The sequence below is a fragment of the Streptomyces sp. NBC_01089 genome (assembly GCF_045162975.1).
Classification (GTDB): Bacteria; Actinomycetota; Actinomycetes; order Streptomycetales; family Streptomycetaceae; genus Streptomyces.
The window spans coordinates 7,693,534-7,713,692 of sequence record NZ_CP108660.1; the positions used below are offsets into that span (position 1 = coordinate 7,693,534).

The 20,159-nt window shown below is 71.2% G+C and carries 19 protein-coding genes and 2 pseudogenes; 7 read left to right on the plus strand and 14 right to left on the minus strand.

The annotated features are described in order from the left end of the window. Positions 1–66: 66 nt before the first annotated feature. Together OG510_RS34635 and OG510_RS34640 are read right to left on the minus strand one after the other, a co-directional pair. Positions 67–1,779, minus strand: coding sequence for an acyl-CoA dehydrogenase family protein (locus OG510_RS34635; protein WP_406141974.1), 1,713 nt, complete (start codon positions 1,777–1,779; stop codon positions 67–69). Then, the gene (locus OG510_RS34640; RefSeq protein ID WP_406141975.1) at positions 1,776–2,531 is read right to left on the minus strand and encodes a TetR/AcrR family transcriptional regulator; all 756 of its coding nucleotides are present in this window, start codon (positions 2,529–2,531) and stop codon (positions 1,776–1,778) included. The genes OG510_RS34635 and OG510_RS34640 overlap by 4 nt, the downstream gene beginning before the upstream one ends. Positions 2,532–2,669: 138 nt before the next feature. On the opposite strand from OG510_RS34640, the gene OG510_RS34645 reads away from it, so the two are divergent. From OG510_RS34645 to pgm, 3 genes and pseudogenes are all read left to right on the plus strand, one after another. Then, positions 2,670–3,482, plus strand: coding sequence for a class I SAM-dependent methyltransferase (locus tag OG510_RS34645; protein ID WP_406141976.1), 813 nt, complete (start codon positions 2,670–2,672; stop codon positions 3,480–3,482). A 175-nt stretch (positions 3,483–3,657) separates the two neighbouring features. Further along, a pseudogene (locus tag OG510_RS34650) lies at positions 3,658–4,704 on the plus strand (chitinase); the annotation flags it as partial. Between the two features lie 212 nt (positions 4,705–4,916). Further along, on the plus strand, positions 4,917–6,557 hold the full coding sequence (gene pgm, locus OG510_RS34655) for a phosphoglucomutase (alpha-D-glucose-1,6-bisphosphate-dependent) (protein ID WP_406141977.1): 1,641 nt from the start codon (positions 4,917–4,919) through the stop codon (positions 6,555–6,557). A gap of 33 nt (positions 6,558–6,590) precedes the next feature. On the opposite strand, the gene rho is transcribed toward pgm, so the two are convergent. Continuing rightward, the gene (gene rho / locus OG510_RS34660) at positions 6,591–7,739 is read right to left on the minus strand and encodes a transcription termination factor Rho (RefSeq protein ID WP_406141978.1); all 1,149 of its coding nucleotides are present in this window, start codon (positions 7,737–7,739) and stop codon (positions 6,591–6,593) included. A 447-nt stretch (positions 7,740–8,186) separates the two neighbouring features. Here rho and OG510_RS34665 point away from each other — a divergent pair, with 447 nt between their 5' ends. Next, positions 8,187–8,681, plus strand: coding sequence for a DUF5709 domain-containing protein (locus OG510_RS34665; RefSeq protein ID WP_406142706.1), 495 nt, complete (start codon positions 8,187–8,189; stop codon positions 8,679–8,681). A gap of 204 nt (positions 8,682–8,885) precedes the next feature. Here the strand turns inward: OG510_RS34665 and OG510_RS34670 are convergent, their stop codons facing one another. Continuing rightward, a complete protein-coding gene (locus OG510_RS34670) occupies positions 8,886–10,019 on the minus strand; it encodes a chemotaxis protein (RefSeq protein WP_406141979.1) in 1,134 nt (377 codons plus the stop codon). Between the two features lie 97 nt (positions 10,020–10,116). Between OG510_RS34670 and glsA the strand changes: the two genes are divergently transcribed. After that, positions 10,117–11,439, plus strand: a complete 1,323-nt coding sequence (gene glsA, locus OG510_RS34675) for a glutaminase A (RefSeq protein ID WP_406141980.1) — start codon at positions 10,117–10,119, stop codon at positions 11,437–11,439. Between the two features lie 105 nt (positions 11,440–11,544). Here glsA and OG510_RS34680 read toward each other — a convergent pair. Further along, positions 11,545–12,429, minus strand: a pseudogene (locus OG510_RS34680) (family 16 glycosylhydrolase); the annotation flags it as partial. A gap of 483 nt (positions 12,430–12,912) precedes the next feature. Here OG510_RS34680 and OG510_RS34685 point away from each other — a divergent pair. Further along, a complete protein-coding gene (locus tag OG510_RS34685; RefSeq protein ID WP_406141981.1) occupies positions 12,913–13,539 on the plus strand; it encodes an LAETG motif-containing sortase-dependent surface protein in 627 nt (208 codons plus the stop codon). A 239-nt stretch (positions 13,540–13,778) separates the two neighbouring features. On the opposite strand, the gene OG510_RS34690 is transcribed toward OG510_RS34685, so the two are convergent. The 9 genes from OG510_RS34690 to rpmG form a co-directional block, all read right to left on the minus strand. Beyond that, on the minus strand, positions 13,779–14,183 hold the full coding sequence (locus OG510_RS34690) for a PTS-dependent dihydroxyacetone kinase phosphotransferase subunit DhaM (RefSeq protein WP_406141982.1): 405 nt from the start codon (positions 14,181–14,183) through the stop codon (positions 13,779–13,781). Beyond that, the gene (gene dhaL, locus OG510_RS34695; RefSeq protein WP_406141983.1) at positions 14,180–14,776 is read right to left on the minus strand and encodes a dihydroxyacetone kinase subunit DhaL; all 597 of its coding nucleotides are present in this window, start codon (positions 14,774–14,776) and stop codon (positions 14,180–14,182) included. Before dhaL ends, OG510_RS34690 begins: the two co-directional genes overlap by 4 nt. Before the next feature lie 33 nt (positions 14,777–14,809). Then, on the minus strand, positions 14,810–15,802 hold the full coding sequence (gene dhaK, locus OG510_RS34700; RefSeq protein ID WP_406141984.1) for a dihydroxyacetone kinase subunit DhaK: 993 nt from the start codon (positions 15,800–15,802) through the stop codon (positions 14,810–14,812). Between the two features lie 321 nt (positions 15,803–16,123). After that, the gene (locus tag OG510_RS34705; protein WP_406141985.1) at positions 16,124–17,005 is read right to left on the minus strand and encodes a metal ABC transporter permease; all 882 of its coding nucleotides are present in this window, start codon (positions 17,003–17,005) and stop codon (positions 16,124–16,126) included. Further along, positions 17,002–17,895: a metal ABC transporter ATP-binding protein gene (locus OG510_RS34710; protein WP_406141986.1), complete on the minus strand. Its 894-nt coding sequence runs from the start codon at positions 17,893–17,895 to the stop codon at positions 17,002–17,004. The genes OG510_RS34705 and OG510_RS34710 overlap by 4 nt, the downstream gene beginning before the upstream one ends. An 11-nt stretch (positions 17,896–17,906) precedes the next feature. Further along, complete coding sequence (locus OG510_RS34715) at positions 17,907–18,854, minus strand: metal ABC transporter solute-binding protein, Zn/Mn family (RefSeq protein WP_406141987.1); 948 nt, start codon at positions 18,852–18,854, stop codon at positions 17,907–17,909. Positions 18,855–18,944: 90 nt separating this feature from the next. Then, a complete protein-coding gene (rpsR, locus tag OG510_RS34720; RefSeq protein WP_406141988.1) occupies positions 18,945–19,181 on the minus strand; it encodes a 30S ribosomal protein S18 in 237 nt (78 codons plus the stop codon). A gap of 44 nt (positions 19,182–19,225) precedes the next feature. Then, positions 19,226–19,483 carry a type B 50S ribosomal protein L31 gene (locus tag OG510_RS34725; protein ID WP_406141989.1) on the minus strand — a complete coding sequence of 86 codons (258 nt, stop codon included), beginning with the start codon at positions 19,481–19,483 and terminating at the stop codon, positions 19,226–19,228. Positions 19,484–19,530: 47 nt separating this feature from the next. Further along, positions 19,531–19,695 carry a 50S ribosomal protein L33 gene (gene rpmG, locus OG510_RS34730; RefSeq protein ID WP_406141990.1) on the minus strand — a complete coding sequence of 55 codons (165 nt, stop codon included), beginning with the start codon at positions 19,693–19,695 and terminating at the stop codon, positions 19,531–19,533. 299 nt (positions 19,696–19,994) lie between these two features. Here rpmG and OG510_RS34735 point away from each other — a divergent pair, with 299 nt between their 5' ends. Beyond that, positions 19,995–20,129, plus strand: coding sequence for a hypothetical protein (locus tag OG510_RS34735; protein WP_406141991.1), 135 nt, complete (start codon positions 19,995–19,997; stop codon positions 20,127–20,129). Positions 20,130–20,159: the final 30 nt, after the last annotated feature.

Genomic DNA, 20,159 nt, shown 5'->3' on the forward strand with positions numbered 1-20,159 from the left:
GCAGCGGGCAGCGTCTGCTGGACAGTCGGCCCGGGTGATCAGGCGTCAGTTCTCTCCGTAACAAGGTCAGTTCAGGGGTGCTCCCGCCGGGCCCGAGTGGCGTGCCACGATCGCCGCGGCGTCCGTGCCGCGCGGGAGGATGCCGTACTGGTGTCCGCGGTCCTCGCCGAGCCGGGCGCCGATGAACGCGCCGGCCGACGCGTCCGGTGCGTACCGCAGCATCAGTGACGACTGCAGCGCCAGCGCCATCCCCTCGACCGTGGCCCGTGCGCGGGTCTGCGCGGCGACCGGGTCACGCAGATCAGCGGCCAGCTCCCGGCGCAGCCGCTCGGTATGCGCGTCGAGGACCGGATGTGCGCCCGCGGTCTTCGCCAGCTCGTCCCAGAACGCGTCGAGGGAGCGTGGCGTCCTGGCGATCCCGCGCAGGACGTCGAGCGCGATCACATTGCCCGACCCCTCCCACACGGCCATGACGGGCTGCTCGCGGTAGCGGCGCGCCAGTGGCCAGTCCTCCGTGTACCCGTTGCCGCCCAGGCACTCCAGCGCCTCATAGGCGTGGTGCGGACCGCGCTTGCAGATCCAGTACTTGGACACGGCCGTGGCCAGCCGCCGGAACGACACCTCGGACTCCCCGCTGTCCTCCTCGTACGCCGCTGCCAGCCGCAGCGACGTCCAGGTGGCCGCCTCCGTCTCCAGGGCCAGATCGGCGAGTACGGCGGTCATCGCGGGCTGTTCCACCAGCCGGGCGCCGAACGCGGTGCGGTACGTGGCGTGCCACACCGCCTCGGACAGCGACTGCCGCATCCCGGCCGTGGAGCCCAGCACACAGTCGAGCCGGGTGTGGTTCACCATCTCGATGATGGTCGGCACCCCGCGGCCGGGCTCGCCGACCCGCTGGGCCCAGGTGGCGTCGAACTCGACCTCGGACGACGCGTTGGACTTGTTGCCCAGTTTGTTCTTGAGGCGCTGGATACGGACGGAGTTACGGGTGCCGTCCGGCAGCACCCGGGGCACCAGGAAGCAGGTGAGCCCGGCCTCGGCCTGCGCCAGGACCAGGAACGCGTCGGACTGCGGGGCCGAGAAGAACCACTTGTGGCCGGTGAGCAGATGGGCGCGGCCGTCCGGGTCCGACGGCAGCGGGACGGCCCGGGTGGTGTTGGACCGTACGTCGGAGCCGCCCTGCTTCTCCGTCATCCCCATACCGAAGGTGAGCCCCGCCTTGCGGCCGGGCGCGATCAGCCGCGGGTCGTAGGTGCGGCTGAACAGACCGGGCAGCCAGTCACGGCCCACGTCCGGGTCGCGCTGCAGCACCGGCACCACCGCGTGCGACATGGACATCGGGCAGGCGTGGCCCGGTTCGATCTGGGCGAAGAGCATGAAGGAGGCCGCCCGCGCCACCGCGGCACCCGGTTTGGGGTCGGCCCAGGCCGCGGTATGGGTGCCGTGCCGTACCGAGGCGCCGATCACCTCGTGGTACGCCGGGTGGAAGTCGATCTCGTCGACCCGGTTGCCGTAGCGGTCGTGGGTCCGCAGCGCGGGCGGGCTGGTGTGGGCCAGCTCGGCCCACTCCTGGAACTCGCCCGAGCCGACGAGAGCGCCGATCCCGTGCAGCTCGGATGCGTGGTGGCCCGCGCCGAACTCCTGGACGGCCGCGGTCAGCGGGGCGTTGGCGGCGTACTCGTCGATACCGACACGGGGCGGCACCTGGTTGACGACCTCATGGGTGAGCCGCGGCGCGGGCGCGTCCGGGAGACCGGCGGGGGAGGGGTGCTCCGTCATGGCTGAATCCTGTCTGCTGGCGGGTGGTTGCCGGTGGTACGGCCGGATCGGCGCGGGGGCGTGCCGGCCCTGGTGCGGCCGGGCGGGAGCCTGCCGGGGGCGGTGCCCGGCGCGTCGGCGGCCGGCGGGGGCGGGGCAGGGCCGCTGTCCGGCGCGCCGACGGCCCGCAGACACAGGGCGGTGATCGCGGCGACCACGGGCCCCGGTTCGTGCTGGTCGCCGACCGGCGAGAGCGGGCCGAGCAGCGCCTCGCCGATCGCACCGATCACCGCGGCGGCGGAGAGGCCGGGGTCCTGCGCGGGCAGCTCGCCCGCGGCGACCCCGGCCGCGATGATCTCCCCGGCCAGCGTGTGGTAACCGCCGCGATAGGTGCGGCGCTCCGCCTCCACCAGCGGATCCACCCGCTCGGCGAGCAGCGCCCAGGCGGTCCGCGGTGACTTCAGCGCACGGTACGAGAAGACCTCGACCAGCGCCCTGAGCCGGGCCGCGGTGTCCTGCTCGGCCCGTACCGCGGCCTGTACGGCGGCGAGTTCATGACCGGCGGTGTGCCGGAAGACCGCGGCCAGCAGCTCCTGCTTGGACGCGAAGTGGTTGTACACGATGCCGGTGGAGACACCCGCACGCGCCGCGAGCGCGGCGACACCCGCGGCGGCGTATCCCCCCTCGGCCAGCAGGCTGCGGGCGGCCTCCAGCAGGCGCTCGCGATGAGCGGTCCTGGTCGCCTCCGTACGGGCCGTCGGTCGGTACGCCATGGTCTGAACCCCGATTCATATCTTCCGTAACCACTGAACCACCCCGTTCGGGACGGCACAAGGCACGAGGACGGCGCGGGCCGGACCCCCCGGGCCGCCGCCCGCGTAATCTGAACCCTCTGAAAGGTGGCACGGCCCATGTCCTCACTCGCCGAAGAGCCCGCGGAGCGCGGCGCCCCGACGCTGTCCTCCCGCGCCGCGGCCGCGCTCACCGGCCTGCGCCGGCCGTTCGCCCCTCAGGGTCCGACCTTGCGGGAGCTGACCGTGCAGGCGCTCTCTTCGGTCGAGCACGGCTACGACCTGCTGGCGCCGAAGTTCGACCGCACGCCGTTCCGTACGCCCGACCGCGTCCTGGACGCGGTCGGCGGCGCTCTGCGTCCGCTCGGCCCGTTCGGGGCGGGCCTCGACGTCTGCTGCGGAACGGGAGCGGGGGTCCGGGCGCTGCGCCCCCTCTGCACGGAGCGGGTCACCGGGGTGGACTTCAGCGCCGGGATGCTGGCCGCCGCCCGTTCGGCGGAGACGGGTACGGGATCGCCCGCGGCCGATTGGGTGCGCGCCGACGCCCGGGATCTGCCGTTCAGCGGCGCCTTCGATCTGGCCGTGAGCTTCGGCGCTTTCGGCCACTTCTTGCCCGCCGAACGCCCCGGCCTGTTCGCCGGGGTCCACCGGGCGCTGCGGCCCGGCGGAGTCTTCGCGTTCCCCGTCGGGGCGCCGCAGTCCTTCCGTGACCCGCTCTACTGGACCCTGCTCGGCTTCGACTCGGCGATGCGGGTGCGCAATCTGCTGTGGCGGCCGCGGTTCGTCATGTACTACCGGACGTTCCCGCTGGGCGCCGTGCGGGACGATCTGACCCGGGCGGGGTTCTCGGTGGAGCTGCTGCCGCTGGAGGAGTTCGGCCGCAGGCCGGACGGCAGCCCGCACTGGCGCCTCGTCGTCGCCCGGCGGGGGTGACCTGGCGGGCGGGCGAGGCGTCACAAATGGACTGATGGGCCGTCAATTCGACTGCCTGGCAAGGGGAGTGGCGGGCAAACACTCGGGAACGAAGTGGTCTGGACCCTTGACGCGCTCTTGGTCCAGACCAATCATGGGGCCCGATCCGCCTGTTGTCTCACCACTGGGAGCCCCCATGAGACGTAAGACATCCGTACGCGCCCTGCTGGCCACCCTGGCGACCGCCGCGGCCACGGCCGGGATGGTCCTGGCCGGTGGCGGCGCGGCGCACGCGGCCGCGACACCCCTGCCCGCGCATGTCTTCGCCCCGTACTTCGAGGCGTACAACGGCGACAGCCTCGCGGACCTCTCGCAGCAGTCCGGCGCCAAGTACCTGACCATGGCATTCCTCCAGACCGAAGCGCAGGGTTCCTGCACGCCCTACTGGAACGGCGACAGCGGTCAGCCGGTGTCCTCCTCCGTCTACGGGGCGGACATCACGACGATGCGCTCGCGCGGCGGCGACGTGATCCCGTCCTTCGGCGGGTACGCGGCGGACGACGGCGGTACCGAGATCGCCGACAGCTGCACCGATGTGGACTCCATCGCGGCGGCGTACGAAAAGGTCATCACGACCTATGACGTCTCCCGTCTCGACATGGACATCGAGGACAACTCCCTGACCAACAAGGCGGGTATCGACCGCCGTAACCAGGCGATCAAGAAGGTGCAGGACTGGGCGGCCGCCAACGGCCGCTCGGTGCAGTTCTCCTACACCCTGCCCACCACCACGGGCGGGCTCGCGAGCAGCGGGCTCGCGGTACTGAAGAGCGCGAACACCTACGGCGCCAAGATCGACGTCGTCAACCTCATGACGTTCGACTACTACGACAACGCCACCCACAACATGGCGGACGACACCAAGACCGCGACCACCGGTCTGGAGAAGCAGCTCGCCTCGCTGTACCCGTCGAAGTCCGAGGCGCAGCTCTGGGGGATGATCGGCGTCATCGAGATGCCGGGCATCGACGACTTCGGGGCCGCCGAGACCTTCACCACGGCCGACGCGGCCTCGGTCTACGACTGGGCCACCAGCAAGGGGCTCAGCACCCTCTCCTTCTGGGCGCTGCAGCGCGACAACGGAGGCTGCCCGGGAACGGGCGGCTCGGACACCTGCTCCGGCATCGCGCAGGACACCTGGTACTTCAGCCACACCTTCGCCCCCTTCACCGGCGGCGGCAGCGCGCAGGCGCCGGCCCGCCAAGGAAATCCGGCCGCCGGATCACGATGAGTGCCCCCTGAACCGGCCAACCGGTTCGGAAGGCGGGCGCGTTGACCAGGCAGGAGCCGGGTGAACGCGCCCGCCGCACGGCGGGGCATCCGCCGAACACGTCACAGACCCGGGAGGATGAGCTGACAAACTGAGCGTGACAGCCGATACGGAGGAGTGGACACATGGCGCACGAACGAGCGGGGCAGCCGGCGCGACCGGAGGACCTCACCGATGTCGCCCGGCTCGTGACCTCGTACTATGCGCTCCACCCGGACCCGGACGAGCCCGCCCAGCGCGTGGCGTTCGGGACATCGGGGCACCGCGGCTCGTCCTTCGCCACCGCGTTCAACGAGGACCACATCGCCGCCACCAGCCAGGCGATCTGCGAATACCGCACCCGGCAGGGGACCAGCGGCCCGCTCTTCATCGGCGCCGACACCCATGCGCTCTCCGAGCCGGCCAGGGTGACCGCCGTCGAGGTGTTCGCGGCCAACGGGGTGACCCTGCTCATCGACTCGGCCGACGGGTACACCCCGACCCCGGCCGTCTCGCACGCCATCCTCACGTACAACCGCGGCCGGACCTCCGGCCTCGCCGACGGTGTGGTGGTCACGCCCTCGCACAACCCGCCCGCCGACGGCGGCTTCAAGTACAACCCGCCGAGCGGCGGCCCGGCCGGATCCGATGCCACCGGCTGGATCCAGGACCGCGCGAACGAGATCATCGCCGCCGGACTCAAGGACGTACAGCGGCTGCCGTACACGCGCGCGCTGGCCGCCGACACGACGGGGCGCTACGACTTCCTCGGTACGTATGTGAGCGACCTGCCCGCCGTGCTCGACCTGGACGCGGTGCGCGCCGCGGGTCTGCGGATCGGCGCCGACCCGCTGGGCGGCGCGTCCGTCGCGTACTGGGGCCGGATCGCCGAGCAGCACCGCATCGACCTGACCGTGGTCAACCCGCTCGCCGACCCGACCTGGCGGTTCATGACCCTGGACTGGGACGGGAAGATCCGGATGGACTGCTCGTCGCCGTACGCGATGGCGTCGCTGATCGAGCGGTGCGGCGAGTACCGGATCGCCACCGGCAACGACGCCGACGCCGACCGGCACGGCATCGTCACCCCCGACGCCGGGCTGATGAACCCCAACCACTACCTGGCCACCGCGATCTCGTACCTGTACCAGCACCGGGAGCAGTGGCCCGCGGGCGCGGGCATCGGCAAGACCCTGGTCTCGTCCGGGATGATCGACCGGGTGGCGGCCGACCTCGGCCGCGAACTGGTCGAAGTGCCGGTCGGCTTCAAGTGGTTCGTGGACGGGCTGATGGACGGCTCGCTGGGCTTCGGCGGCGAGGAGTCGGCGGGCGCCTCGTTCCTGCGCCGCGACGGGTCGGTGTGGACCACCGACAAGGACGGCATCATCCTGGCCCTGCTCGCCTCCGAGATCCTCGCGGTCACCGGGAAGACCCCGTCCGAGCATTACACGGCGCTCACCGAGCGGTTCGGCGCGCCCGCCTACGCCCGGATCGACGCCCCCGCCGACCGCGCGGAGAAGGCGGTACTCGCCAGGCTCTCGCCCGAGCAGATCAGCGCCGACACCCTGGCGGGCGAGCGGGTCACCTCGGTGCTCACCGAGGCGCCCGGCAACGGCGCGCCCATCGGCGGCATCAAGGTGGCCACGGAGAACGCCTGGTTCGCGGCCCGGCCGTCGGGCACCGAGGACGTCTACAAGATCTACGCGGAGTCCTTCCTGGGGGCCGGCCATCTCGGGCAGGTCCAGGAGGAGGCGAAGGCGGTGGTCTCGGCCGCGCTGGCCGGCTGACGCCCCGCGGCACGGCTCCGCGGCGCCGGGAGGTCAGGCGCCGGGGACCGTGCGGTGGATCTGGCGCAGGAAGGCGGCGTTGTCGGGAGTGTGCCGGAGCTTGTCCAGCAGCGCTTCGAGCGTCGTCTGCCCGTCCCTGGAGCGCAGCGCCCGGCGCAGCCCCCGTACGGCGGTCAACTCGGCTTCACCGAGGAGCAGTTCCTCGTGCCGGGTGCCCGAAGGTGTGATGTCCACAGCGGGGAAGACGCGCCTGTCGGCCAGTGCGCGGTCCAGCCGGAGCTCCATGTTGCCCGTGCTCTTGAGCTCCTCGAAGAAGTAGTCGTCGGCGCGGGACCCGGTGTCGACGAGCGCGGTCGCGAGGATGGTCAGTGAGCCGCCCTCCTCGGCGAGGCGCGCGGCGCCGAAGAGCCGCTTGGGACCCTGCACCGCCGCGGCGTCGACACCGCCCGACAGGGTCCGGCCGCCCGACGCGGCCGCGTTGTTGTGCGCCCGGCAGAGCCGGGTCAGCGAGTCGAGCAGGATGACGACGTCCTCGCCCTGCTCGACCAGGCGCTTGGCGCGCTCCACGGCCAGGTCGGCGAGGGCGATGTGCTCCTTCGCGGGCCTGTCGAAGGTCGACGCGAGTACGTCGCCCCGTACGGAGCGGCGCATGTCGGTGACCTCCTCGGGGCGTTCGTCGAGCAGCACCACCATCAGATGGCACTCCGGATGGTTCTGCGCGACGGCGGCCGCGAGCTGCTGGAGCAGTACGGTCTTGCCGGTCCTGGGCGGCGCGACGATCAGGCCGCGCTGCCCCTTGCCGATCGGGGCGATCAGGTCGACGAGGCGGGTGGCCGCGCCGCCGCCCGCCGTTTCCAGCCGCAGCCGCTCACGCGGGTGCAGCGGCGTCAGGTCACGGAAGTGCCGGCGGCCCCGAAGGGCCTCGGGCGGGCGGCCGTTGACCCGGTCGACCCGAGCGGGGGAGCCGGGCCGCGCACAGGTTCCTTCGACGAAGTCGCCCGCGCGAAGGCCGAATTGGCGAATCTGAGCGGTGGTCACCTGGACGTCGTCGGGCGACGGACGTGAGCCCGGCCCGGCATACGTGCGCAGGAAGCCGTGCCCCCGGCCGGTGACATCGAGGACACCGGATGCGGCGACGGAGAGGTCCTCCCTGACGGGAGGGCGTTCGAGTGTGGTGGTCATGGCGAATCCTTTCGCGGGCAGGCCGTCTCGCGGCATGCCGATGAGGGACCCGGCGGGGGCGGTGTCGTCACGCCCCGTACGACGGGCGGAAGAGCCCGCGGCCGGGAGAGGTGGTGCTTGTGAGCCGGATCGCCGATCATGAGAAGAAAGGCGCAGCAGCAAAGAGAACGCGATACGCGATAAATGCGGTAACTGGCACCGGCGCCCAGTGAGGGGCGTACACAAGTGCTTATCGCACCGTACCACACCTCCTGCACGGCGCCGCCCGACCGCCACGGCCGGTGCCTGCCGGGAGGCCGGTGGCTCCCGCTGGGCCGTCCGGGACCTGCGGCGTTGTCGTGGCACGGATATGCGAGCACGCTGGAAGTGCGAGCGGTCCCGACGGGCGAGCGGCCCGGAGACAGCAACGGACGGACCGACGGACGGACGAAGGAGCACACCGTGGCGATGGGAGCGGACGACGCCAGGGGTGACGACGTCTACCAGCCGGACGGCAGCGAAGTCACCGACGACTCGGGCATTCTCGACCGCGAGGACACCCTGAACGGCCGTGCATCCGATCCGTACGACGAGGGCTGGTCCCCGCCGGAACGGCCGCTGGGCGTCGACCACCCGGGTACCACCCAGGAGGAGCAGCAGGAGGGCGAGACGCTGGACCAGCGCCTGGCCGAGGAGCGGCCCGACCCGGCGCTGCTCCGCGCCCAGGGCGGCGACGGCATCGGCGACGCGTCCGACAGCGACGGGGAGGTGCTGGACGACGAGGTCGGCGACGGCAGGTCCGGGCGGCTTGTGGCGCCGGACGAAGGGGCGCACGAGGAGGCGGAGAAGGACATGCTGGCGGAGGACGTGGGCGTCGACGGCGGTGCGGCCTCCGCGGAGGAGGCCGCTGTGCACACCGTCGCCGACCCCACGGCCGAGGGCCGCGGGCCAGGCGATCGCTGACGCGGATCGGCCGGCCGGTGTCCTGGCCGGGCAGGTCGGGTTCCCGGATGGACGGGCCGGTGTCCTGGATGGGCGGGCCGGTGTCCTGGATGTGCGGGCCGGTGTCCTGGACGGGCGGGCCGGTGTCCTGGATGTGCGGGCCGGTATCCGGGACGGGCAGGCCGGTATCCCGGATCGGCCGGTCGGCAGCGCGGACCGGGCCGGTCAGTAACGCAGATCGGCCGCGATGCGGTCGTGGTCGGCGAGCGTGCCGTCGCGGACGAAGACGACCTCGGCGCCGGTGTCGAGCGCCAGCTCCACGAGTTCGTCGACGATGTCCTCGCGCACGGTCTCCCCGTCGGCCGGGGGCCGGCTCTCCTGGGGGTCGACCGGGATCAGATGGCCCTCCTTCACCCGTACGGTCCGCTGGAAGTTCTCCTCGACCGCCACCAGGGCGACCCGCCCCTCCCGTACCGACTCCCACACCTCGTCGAGGCCCGCGGCGAAGGTACGCCTGCCGCGCGCCGCGTCGAGCCGTTCCGCGGTCCGTTCCGCCGTACGCTCCCGGGACTCGCGCAGGCTCGGCTCCAGCTCCTTGTGCAGCTCGGGCGCAGGCCCGTTCACCAGGCCGCCGGTGACGACCTTGCCCGCCGCGTGCCGGGTGGCGGTCCCCACGTCCTCCAGGAGACTCAGCGCGGGCGCGAGCCCCACCACGTAGAGCGGCCGGGGCGTCGCGGCGAGGACCGTGGCGAGCGCGCTGTCCACGTCACGGAAGAACCGCCTGGTCTCCTCGTCCTGGAAGGTGCTGGCCACGTCGCCGATGCGTTCCTTCCGCTCCACATCGGTCTGCAGCTCGTCCGGGGTGACCGGGAAGCTGTTGCCGGTGTGCTCGCGCACCGTCGCCTGGGTGCCGTGCCAGAGGGTGGCGCGGTTCGCGGCGACGACGAGCACCCAGTAGGGGGTCGCCCGGGCCCGTGCGGCGACGAGGTTCCTGGTCAGATAGCTGTCGCTGATCACCACGCGCTCCGGCACCTCCCTGGGCAGCTCCCAGGTCTGGTACTCGTCGGCACTCGCGAGGATCACCAGGCCGTCCAGGGAGTACCGCAGGTCGACGGCCGCGTGCGCCCGGTCGAGCTGGGCATGCAGTCCGGCCCGCACCTCCCGCGGCAGCGGACCGCCGTCCTCGGTGCAGGCGTCGATCCGGCGGCCCGCCTCGGTCACGAGATTGCGCAGCCGTACCGCGTCCTGGGCGTTGTCGGGCTCGCGCCGGTGCGTCGGCATGCTGAGGGACACCACCGGGTGGGGCTGCTTCTTGCGCAGGCTCTGCAGGACCGCAGGCGTCAGAGCGTTGGTTTCCATGACTCCCTTTCTGGTACTGGTGCCCCTTCACGATCCATCAGCCGCCGCACGGCTGCATCCGGACGCGGCCCGCCGGGATCCGTGATTAACATGCCGCATGGCGAAGGACGGCCCGGTACTCGACGTGGTGACGGAATCCCTGGCTGAGCTCCACGAGCGGCTGGGTGCGCTGCGGGACGGCGCGATCGCCGACTACATCCCGCAGCTGGCGCTCGCCGATCCGGACACGTTCGGCCTCTCGCTGGTGAGCATGTACGGACACCGGTACGAGGCGGGCGACGCGGATGTGCCGTTCACCATCCAGTCGGTGTCGAAGCCGTTCGTCTACGCGCTCGTCCTCTCGCTGCTCGGTCTGGACGAGGTGACCCGGTGGGTGGGGACCGAGCCGAGCGGCGAGGGGTTCAACGCGATCAGCCTGGAGGCGGACACCGGGCGGCCGGACAACGCGATGATCAACGCGGGGGCCATCGCCACCACGGCCCTGGTGCCGGGAGCCACCGACGGGGAGCGGTCCGACCGCATCCTGGACTGTCTGAGCCGCTTCGCGGGCCGCCGTCTGGACGTCGACGAGACCGTGCACGCGTCGGAGGCGGAGACCGGCGACCGCAACCGCGCCCTGGCGTATCTGATGAGCAGTCTCGGAGCGCTGCCGGGCCCGCCCTCGATCGTGGACACCTACTTCCGGCAGTGCGCGGTACGGGTCACCACCGGTGATCTCGCGGTGATGGCGGCGACCCTGGCCAACGGGGGCGTCAACCCGGTCACCGGCGAGACGGTGGTGTCCGAGACCGTCGCCTGCCAGGTGCTCGCGGTGATGGCGTCCTGCGGGATGTACGACGCGTCCGGCGCCTGGCTGCTGCGGGTCGGCCTGCCGGCGAAGAGCGGGGTGTCCGGCGGGCTGATCGCGGTGAGCCCGGACCGGTTCGGGGTCGCCGTGCACAGCCCGCCGCTCGACGCCACGGGCACCCCGGTGCGCGGGATCGAGGCCCTGCGGGAACTGTCCGAGCGGTTCGGGCTCCATCTGATGCGCCATCCGACGCTGTCCGCCCCCACCATCACCGAGGCGGACCACGGGACACGGACGGGCCTGGTCGCCGCCCAGGGCGCGCTGGACTTCACCGCTGCCGAACGGCTGCTGCACGGTCTGTCGGAAGTGGTCCCGGAGTCCGGCGGCTGGGTGGTGCTCGACCTGCTGGACGTCACCAGCATCGAACCGTCGGGTGCGTCGGTCGTGGCCTCCGCGCTGACCCGGCTCGAAGGAGAGGGGCACCGGGTGGCCGTCGTGGTCGATCCGCACGCACCGGCCGGAGCGCGGCTGACGCCGTGGCGGAGGTTCGCCTCGCGTGCGGAGGCGGTGGCCTGGTGCGAGAGCGGACGGTCGGCGGGGGAGACGGCTGACCCGCCTCAGCCGACGGGCTGAGGGGCTGGGGGCTGCGCCCGTCGGCTGCGGGGCCGCGGGCCGGTCGGGGCGGAACCGCGCGGTCGCGGGTCCGCCCCTGTGGCGTTTCGCCTGTTACTTGGCCGGCCCGGCGGCGGGCGCGGCGGTGTTGCTGGTGGTGACCTGCACGTCGTCGACGACCAGTTGCTGCGGGAAGGTGGTGTTGCCGTCCGGGTCGCCGGGCCAGTCACCGCCGACGGCCAGGTTGAGGATCAGGAAGAAGGGCTTGTTGAACACCCACTGGTTTCCGCCCACATCGGCGGGCGTACGGGTCTGGTAGACGTTCCCGTCCACGGACCACTTGATGGAGTCGGGCGCCCAGTCGACGGCGAACGTGTGGAAGTCGTCGGAGAACGCCTGGCCGCCGGGGAGCGAGTAGGGCGCCCCGATGCCCGCCGCGCCCGAGTAGCCGGGGCCGTGGATGGTGCCGTGCACGGTCGACGGTTCGAAGCCGACGTTCTCCATGACGTCGATCTCACCGGAGTTGGGCCAGCCGACCTGTCCGATGTCGTCGCCCAGCATCCAGAAGGCGGGCCACATGCCCTGTCCCTTCGGGATCTTCATCCGGGCCTCGACATGGCCGTACGCGGCCGAGAACTTGCCCGAGGTGTTCAGCCGCGCCGACGTGTACTGGCACGAGCCGTACCAGCACTGGTAGTTGCCCGGGTTCTCCTTGCGCGCCGTGATGACCAGATGGCCCTGGCCGTCGAGCGCCGCGTTGTCACTGCCGGGTGTGTAGTACTCGCGTTCGTGGTTGTCGACGTTGTCGCCGGTCTCCGTCTGCCACTTGCTGCCGTCGACGGCGGATCCGGCCGGCCCGTCGAAGGTGTCGGAGAAGGTCCCGCCGGCCGCCTTCGCCGCGGGGCGGCCGGCGGATGAGTCTGCGTTCGCGGTGGACGCGACGACGGGGGCGATCAGCAGGGCGGACGCGGCGGCGACGAGGAGCCGCCGGGTCAGACGTGAGGAGGCCATGGCTCTCCCTTCCGGTGCACGGATCAGGTGCACTGAATGGGCATGTATGACATGGATATGACAGACATGCGCAACGGGGTCGCCCAGAAGGTGCGGCGACCGGGGTGGGGGGTGCGCGGTTCACTTCGAGATTTAAGAAGTGAACCAACCTGCTGTCAAGGTCTTGGTATGTACCACTCCGGGTAAAGGTGAATTCATGCCTGAACGCATGGAAATGAAAAGGGAGATGTGTCCGTGTTGTGTGTTCGGGAATTAAACAGAATCTGTACGGGAGGGGTATGACGGCCCGTCCGGCCACGCCACCGGACCGGCCCGGAAATCACCGGAGCGGCAGAGGCCCGGACGCCGGGCACCAACTGGGCGATCATGGCCGACGGTTGGTCACCGGAGTGAAGTACGGGGCGCCTGTGCGAGCGGTGGCACCGGGGCGGTACCCTGCGCGCGCACCGCCAAACGGGCGGCGCAGCAAGTGTGGAGGATTTTGTGACCGTTTCCAATAGATCGTGGCGGCTCCGGGGGGCCTTCATAGCCGCAGCGGCGAGCGTGGTCGGCGTCGGACTGTGTGCTGTCCCGGCTCAGGCACACACTCCGACGTGGAGCGTTTCGTGCTCCGAGGTCACCCTTGACCTGACGGCGTACAACGCCGGCGTCACCAACACCGTGACCGTCAGCGTGGACGGGAAGGACATTCTTCCCACGGAGAAGTTCGGCTCGTCGATCAGCAAGACGCTGCCGCTGGGTGAGCACACCAAGCCGCTCACCGTGCACCTGGTCGTGAAGGCCGGTGACGGGGACCAGTTCTCGAAGGACGACACGAAGACGGCCCCCGTCTGTGCCACGCCGCCGCCCTCGGCGCCGCCGGTCACGCAGACCCCGACGGAGGCCCCCAGTTCCGCGGCCCCCGCCCCGAGCAAGGCTCCGAGCTCCGCACCCAGCAGCCCGGCGGCCGCGGCTCCCGTGCCGTCGCCGAGCGCCACTGCGCCGTCGGACCTGGCCGAGACCGGTTCGTCCAGCTCCACGCCGCTCATCGCGGGTGCGGCTGCCGTGGTCATTCTCGCCGGTGGCGGCATCATGTTCGCCGCGCGCAAGCGTCGCAGCGGCCAGAACTGATCTTCCACGACTGCCGGCGCCCCTGCGGGAGGCGCCGGCAGTTCTGTGTGCGGAGCAGGTCAGGTACGGGCCGCTCCACGGGCGGCCCTGTCCTGCCGATGCGCCCCTGCCCGCCCGCCGATGCGCCGCCGCCCGCCCGCCCGCCCGCCCGGCCGGCGCAGACGGGGACGACCCCAGGATCCCGGGCGTCCCACACCGGATCGGCCCGCGAGGCGAAGTCAACGAACGACCGGACGCGCTCACGCCTTCCGGTAGTCGTACGCCTCCACGGCCGCGGCCTCCACCGCGTCGAGGTCGCCACCCGCCGAAGCGGTGACCATGGCGGCCACCGCGCCCTCCAGGAACGGGGCGTCCACCAGGCGTGTGCCGTCCGGGAGTTCGTCCCCCTCGGCCAGCAGCGCCTTCACGGTCAGCACCGCGCTGCCGAGATCGACGAGCACCGCCACACCCGCGCCCCTGTCCACCGCGGCGGCCGCCTCCGAGATCAGTTCCGAGCTGGTCCCGAGCCCGCCGTCCGGTGTTCCGCCCGCGGCGGCGACCGGCGCCGTCGTCGCCCCGCCCGCCAGCCCGGTGGCCAGCTCGGCCACAGCCGCCGCGACCGGCGCACTGTGGGACACCAGGACGATCCCCACCAGCGCGCTCATCCGGCGGCCTCCGCAAGGGCGCTGAACAGCAAGGCCGACGATGTCGCTCCCGGATCCTGGTGACCGATGCTGCGCTCACCGAGATAGCTCGCCCGGCCCTTGCGCGCCCGCAGCGGTACGGTCGCCACCGCACCGGCGTCCGCGGCCCGGGCCGCCGCTTCGAAGGACTCACCGAGCGCGTCGGCGGCCGGCAGCAGCGCGTCCAGCATCGTCTTGTCGCCCGCGGCCGCTCCGCCCAGCCGGCTCACCGCCTCGGTCCCGGCCTTCAGCGCCGCGGCCAGCTGTTCCCGGTCGACGGACGGGCTGTCGCCGAGCGCCTTCCCGGTACGGCGCAACAACGTCCCGTACAGCGGTCCCGACGCCCCGCCGACGGTCGAGATCAGCTGCCGCCCGGCCAGCGTGAGCACCGCGCCCGGCGTCTGCGGGGCCTCCTTCTCCAGCGTGTCCTGCACGGCGGCGAAGCCGCGCCGCAGATTGCTGCCGTGGTCGGCGTCGCCGATGGCCGAGTCCAGTTCGGTCAGCCGGTCCGCCTCCCTGTCCACGGCTGCGGCCGCCCCGGCCATCCAGCGGCGGAAGAATTCAGCGTCGAGCACAGGTCCTCCTTGGTGATTCGGTGCACGGGACGGTCAGCAGCCCCAGCGCAGCGCGGCGGTGTTCACCGGCGCGTCCCACAACCGCAGCAGCTCCTCGTCCACCTGGCAGAGCGTCACCGAGCAGCCTGCCATGTCGAGTGAGGTCACATAGTTCCCCACGAGCGTACGGGCGACGGGCACGCCACGCTCGGCCAGTACGCGGTGCACCTCCGCATTGAAGCCGTACAGCTCCAGCAGGGGAGTCGCCCCGGCGCCGTTCACCAGCGCGATGACCGGAAGGTCCGGCCTCAGGTCCTCCAGGACGGCGTCCACCGCGTAGTCCGCGATCTCCCGCGAGGTCATCATCGCGCGCCGCTCACGCCCCGGCTCGCCATGGATCCCGACCCCCAACTCCAGCTGCCCGGCCGGAAGGTCGAAGGTGGGGCCGCCCTTGGCCGGCGTACTGCAGGCGGACAGCGCGACCCCGAAGGACCGCGCGCTCCCGCACACCTGCCGGGCGACGGCCTCGACCCGCTCCAGCGGGGCACCCTCGTCGGCCGCGGCCCCCGCCAGCTTCTCCACGAACAGAGTGGCCCCGGTGCCGCGCCGGCCGGCGGTGAACGTGCTGTCGCTCACTGCCACGTCGTCGTTGACCAGCACCTTCGCGACCCGTACGCCTTCGTCCTCCGCGAGCTCGGCCGCCATGTCGAAGTTGAGCACGTCGCCTGTGTAGTTCTTCACGACGAACAGCACGCCCTCGCCGCTGTCGACGGCCGCCGCGGCCCGCACCATCTGATCGGGCACCGGTGAAGTGAACACCTCACCGGGACAGGCGGCGGAGAGCATCCCGCGCCCGACGAACCCGCCGTGCAGCGGCTCGTGCCCCGACCCGCCGCCCGACACCAGGGCGACCTTTCCGGCCACGGGCGCGTCACGCCGTACGATCACGCGGTTCTCGACATCGACGGACAGCTCCGGGTGGGCGGCCGCCATCCCGCGCAGGGCGTCCGCGACCACGGTCTCCGGGACATTGATCAGCATGTTCATATGTACCTCCGGGTGGGGCTGGCACTTCGGGCGCTGACCTGAGTCTCGGCAGGTCGAGCTGCATTCGGACAGTTGTTGATCATCGCGTCCCCGGCGGTGTGCGGCGGGTTCCGACGGGGCGGACGCTGACCGAATGCCGACTGGGGGTTCAGTATCGAACGGTCACCCCTGAAGGTCACGCCTCACAGACATGTGTTTCGGACATGAGTCGCACGAAACAGCTGTCCCCGGTGCCGTCGGTGCCCTCGCGGGATGGTCACGGAGCCATGACCGAAATCGAGATGCACCGCCCAGGCGGGGGGTGAGCGCACTGACTCTCTCTCAGGCGGGCTGTGGAGCTGCTGTTCGGCTGCCCCACCGCCGGGCATGGTGGGCGCCGACGAATCGGCACGTCACGTAGATGCCGAACGAGATGGTGGTGACGTAGGGGCTGATGGGGATGGAGCTGCCCAGGGCCAGCAGGATGCCGCCCTCGATCGAGGCCACCGCGAATACCACGCTGAGCAGGGGGAGCAGGACCGGCGATGAGGTGACACGGGCCGCGGCCGCGGCGGGGGTGACGACCAGCGTGAGGACCAGCAGGGCGCCCACGACCTGCACGGAGAGGGCTACGGCGAGCCCGAGCACGATCATGAAGGCGAACGAGAGTCCACGTACCGGCACTCCTCGCGCGGCGGCCACGTCCGGGTCGGCGCCGGCGAACGTCAGCGGACGCCACATCACCACCAGCGCGGTGAGGACCACTGCTGAGGTTCCGAGGAGCCAGGCCGTCTGCGGGGTGTCCACGGCGACGATCTGGCCGGTCAGGAGACCGAACTTGTTCGCCGCCCGGCCCTTGTAGAGGGCCAGGAAGAGCACGCCGAGACCCAGGCCGAATGGCATGAGGATGCCGATGGCCGAGTTGCGGTCGCGTGCCCGTGTCCCGAGGAGGGCGATCACGCCGGCCGCGAGCAGTGAGCCCACGATGGAGCCCGCGACGATGTTCGTGCCCAGGAGAAGTGCGGCCGAGGCGCCGGCGAAGGACAGCTCGCTGATGCCGTGGACCGCGAAGGGCAGGTCGCGCATGATGACGAAGATCCCGGCCAGACCGCCGATCAGGCCGAGCGCCGCGCCGGCGATGAGGGAGTTGCGCACCAGGGCGAGAAGCTCGCCGTAATGGTCGAAGCTGAAGATCTGCTGCCAGATCCCGTCGGCGAACGTCATGGACGTACTCCTTTCCTGGTGTGGGTGTGGGTGTGGGTGTGGGTGTCGGCGTGGTGGGGCGGGGCTGCCGGATCGTCGGGTGTGCCGACGACCACGACGCGGCCGCGCACCCGCACGACATCGACCTGCGTCCGGTACAGCTGGGACAGCGACTCGGAGGTGAGCACCTCGTCCGGCGTTCCGACGCGGTGGCCGCCCGGTGCCAGGTAGAGGACGCGGTCCACGAGGTCGAGCATGGGATTGATCTCGTGGGTGACAAATACGACCGCGGTGTCGTGGGAGCGGCGTCGGGCGTCGATCAGTTGGGTAATGGCCCGCTGATGGTGCAGGTCGAGCGAGGTCAGCGGTTCGTCGCAGAGCAGGATCTGGGGGTCGGTGGCCAACGCCTGGCCTATGCGTACGCGTTGGCGTTCGCCGCCGGACAGCATGCCGAGGGGTACGTCGGCGTAGGCGGCGGCTCCCACCGCCTCCAGCGCTTCGTTCACCTCGCGGCGGACGGCGGCCCGGCGCAGACCTGGCCCGAACCGGTGCCCGTCGATGCCGAAGCGGACCAGGTCGCGGGCGCGCAGGAGCGCCTGGGCGGACAGTTCCGCCTGCTGGGGGATGTAGCCGATGCGCCGGGCGGCTTCGCGCGGGGACCGGCCCAGGACGGTCAGACTTCCGGCGGACAGGGGCTCCCGGCCAAGCAGGGCCCGCACCAGGCTGCTCTTGCCCGAGCCGTTCGGCCCGAGCACGGCCAGGAACTCGCCCGGCCGTACGTCGAGAGTGAGGTCCTGCCACACCGTGCGCTCGCCGTAGGACAGGGCAGCGCCCCGCAGGCCGATCACCGGGGCGGAGCCGTTGCCCCGGTGATCGGTGCCGGCCCGGCGGGCCTGGGGGACGGAGGCCATGTCGTGCCCGCTCACTTGCCCAACGCGGCTGCGAGCGCGTCGACGTTGGCCGTCATCCAGCCGAGATAGTCCTTGCCCTTGGGCAGGGTTTCGGTGACGGGGACGACGGGGATGTCCCCTGCCTTGGCCGCGTCCTTGACCTTTTCGGTCTGTGGCCCGGAGGTCTGCGCGTTGTAGACGAGCGCCTTGACCTGCTTGGCGCTGTACAGCTTCAGGGTCTCCTGCAGGACCTTGGGGGAGACGTCGTCGCCTTCCTCGATGGCCTCGCTGAATGCGTCAGGGGTCTTGTTCACCAGCCCGCTCGCCTCGGTCAGGTACAGCGGCACGGGCTCGGTGATGCCGATGCCGTCGCCGCTGTGTGCCTTCTTGATGTCCGCTTCTTTTGCTTCCAGCCCGGCGAGCTTGTCCTTGAAGGTCCCGGCGTTCCTGGAGAAGGTGGCGGCGTCCGAGGGGTCGGCCTTGCCGAGAGCGGCGGCGATCCGGTCGACGATCTTGGAAACGGCGGGGAAGTCGTACCAGACGTGCTCGTTGAGCTCACCGCCCTCCGGGGCGGTCTTGCCGGAGACCTGCACGGCGTTGATCAACTCGACGGAGGAGTTGTTGCTGCTCTTGAGCATGCGGTCGATGAAGTCGTCATAGCCGCCGCCGTTCTCGATGACGACCTTCGCCTTGGAAAGGGCCAGCTGGTTCTGAGTGTTGGCCTCGAAGGAGTGCGGGTCCTGGTCGGGGTTGCTGATGATCGACGTGACGTTGACCTTGTCGCCACCTATCTGCTCGGTGATGTCGCCGTAGACGTTGGTGGAGGCGACCACCTTGACCTTCGAGGCGGACGTGGCAGCCTGCGCTGTGCTGCCGTCGTTACCGGAATCGGACGACGAGGTGCCGCAGCCGGCCAGGAGGGCCAGTGAGGCGCCGGTGAGGGTGATCAGCGCGAGTCGGGGGGACGGGGACATGGGCATGGGGGTCCTCCAGGACAGAAGCGAAAGGGGGATCGGGGCGGTGGTGACCATGGTGTGGTGTCGAACCGGGTGAGGCCGTCGAGTGGTGCTTCAGCGGCTGGAGTAGGGGAGCAGGGCCATCTCCCGGGCGTTCTTGATGGCCGTGGCGATCTGGCGCTGCTGCTGTCGGCTGACCCTGGTGACACGGCGGCTGCGGATCTTGCCCCGATCGGAGATGAACTTCCGTAGCAGGTCGGTGTCCTTGTAGTCGATATACGTGATTCCGGCGGCGTCGAGCGGGTTCGGCCGGCTCTTGTGCGCGAGCGCAGCCTTGGCGGAACGGGGCATGAGGTTCCCTCGGCGGTGTGACGGGACGGGTCGGGCGGCGGGGGTCACCGGTGGCCCCCGCCCCGTCCGTAGCGGCGCTCGAAGCGTTCGACGCGGCCGGCGGTGTCCAGCACGCGGGCGGTGCCGGTGTAGAAGGGGTGGCTGGCCGACGAGATCTCGACGTCGACCACGGGATAGGTGTGGCCGTCCTCCCACTCGACGGTCTTGTCGCTGGTCATCGTGGACCGGGTGAGGATGGCGAAGTCACCGGCCTTGTCGCGGAAGACGACGGGGCGGTAGGTGGGGTGGATTCCAGGCTTCATGGGTGGTCTCTCGATCGGGTGCCGACGGGCGGGAGGAGCCGACGCGGTCAGCGTTCCTCGCGGAACTCGACGTGACGTCGGACGACGGGGTCGAACTTGCGCAGGACCAGCCGGTCCGGGTCGTTACGGCGGTTCTTGCGGGTCACGTACGTGTAGCCGGTCCCTGCGGTGGAGCGGAGCCTGATGATCGGGCGTACCTCGTTGCGGGCCATGGCGAGTAGCATACGACAATGATTTCCATTATCGATAGGGAGGGTGGTGGGACCTGCGTGCCCGCCCACGATCGGGTGCCCGGACGGGTCGTGGGTGGCTTCCAGGCGGTCTAGCACCGGCTCGCGGACCTGCACATCGCTGTTGAGGGCGCCCGCGCCGCCGCCCGGTACGCCGCGGTCACGCTCGCCGACGACCCGGGCGATGCCCCGGTTGCGGTGGCTGTGGCAGCGTCGGTGTGCGACGAGGTGGCGGGGTCCGTACCGCCTAGGAGTGCATCCAGCTCCACGGCGGGATCGGCATGACCTGGGAGCACGCCGCGCACCTGCAGTTGAAGCGTGCCGTGGCTGACCGGGTCGCGCTCGGCACTCCCGTACGGCACCGGTCCCGCCTCGGCGGCCTTGTCGGAATCGTCCCGGACGAGGAGCATCGCTGATCGCCACGGAGGTCCGCGTCGAATCCGCCC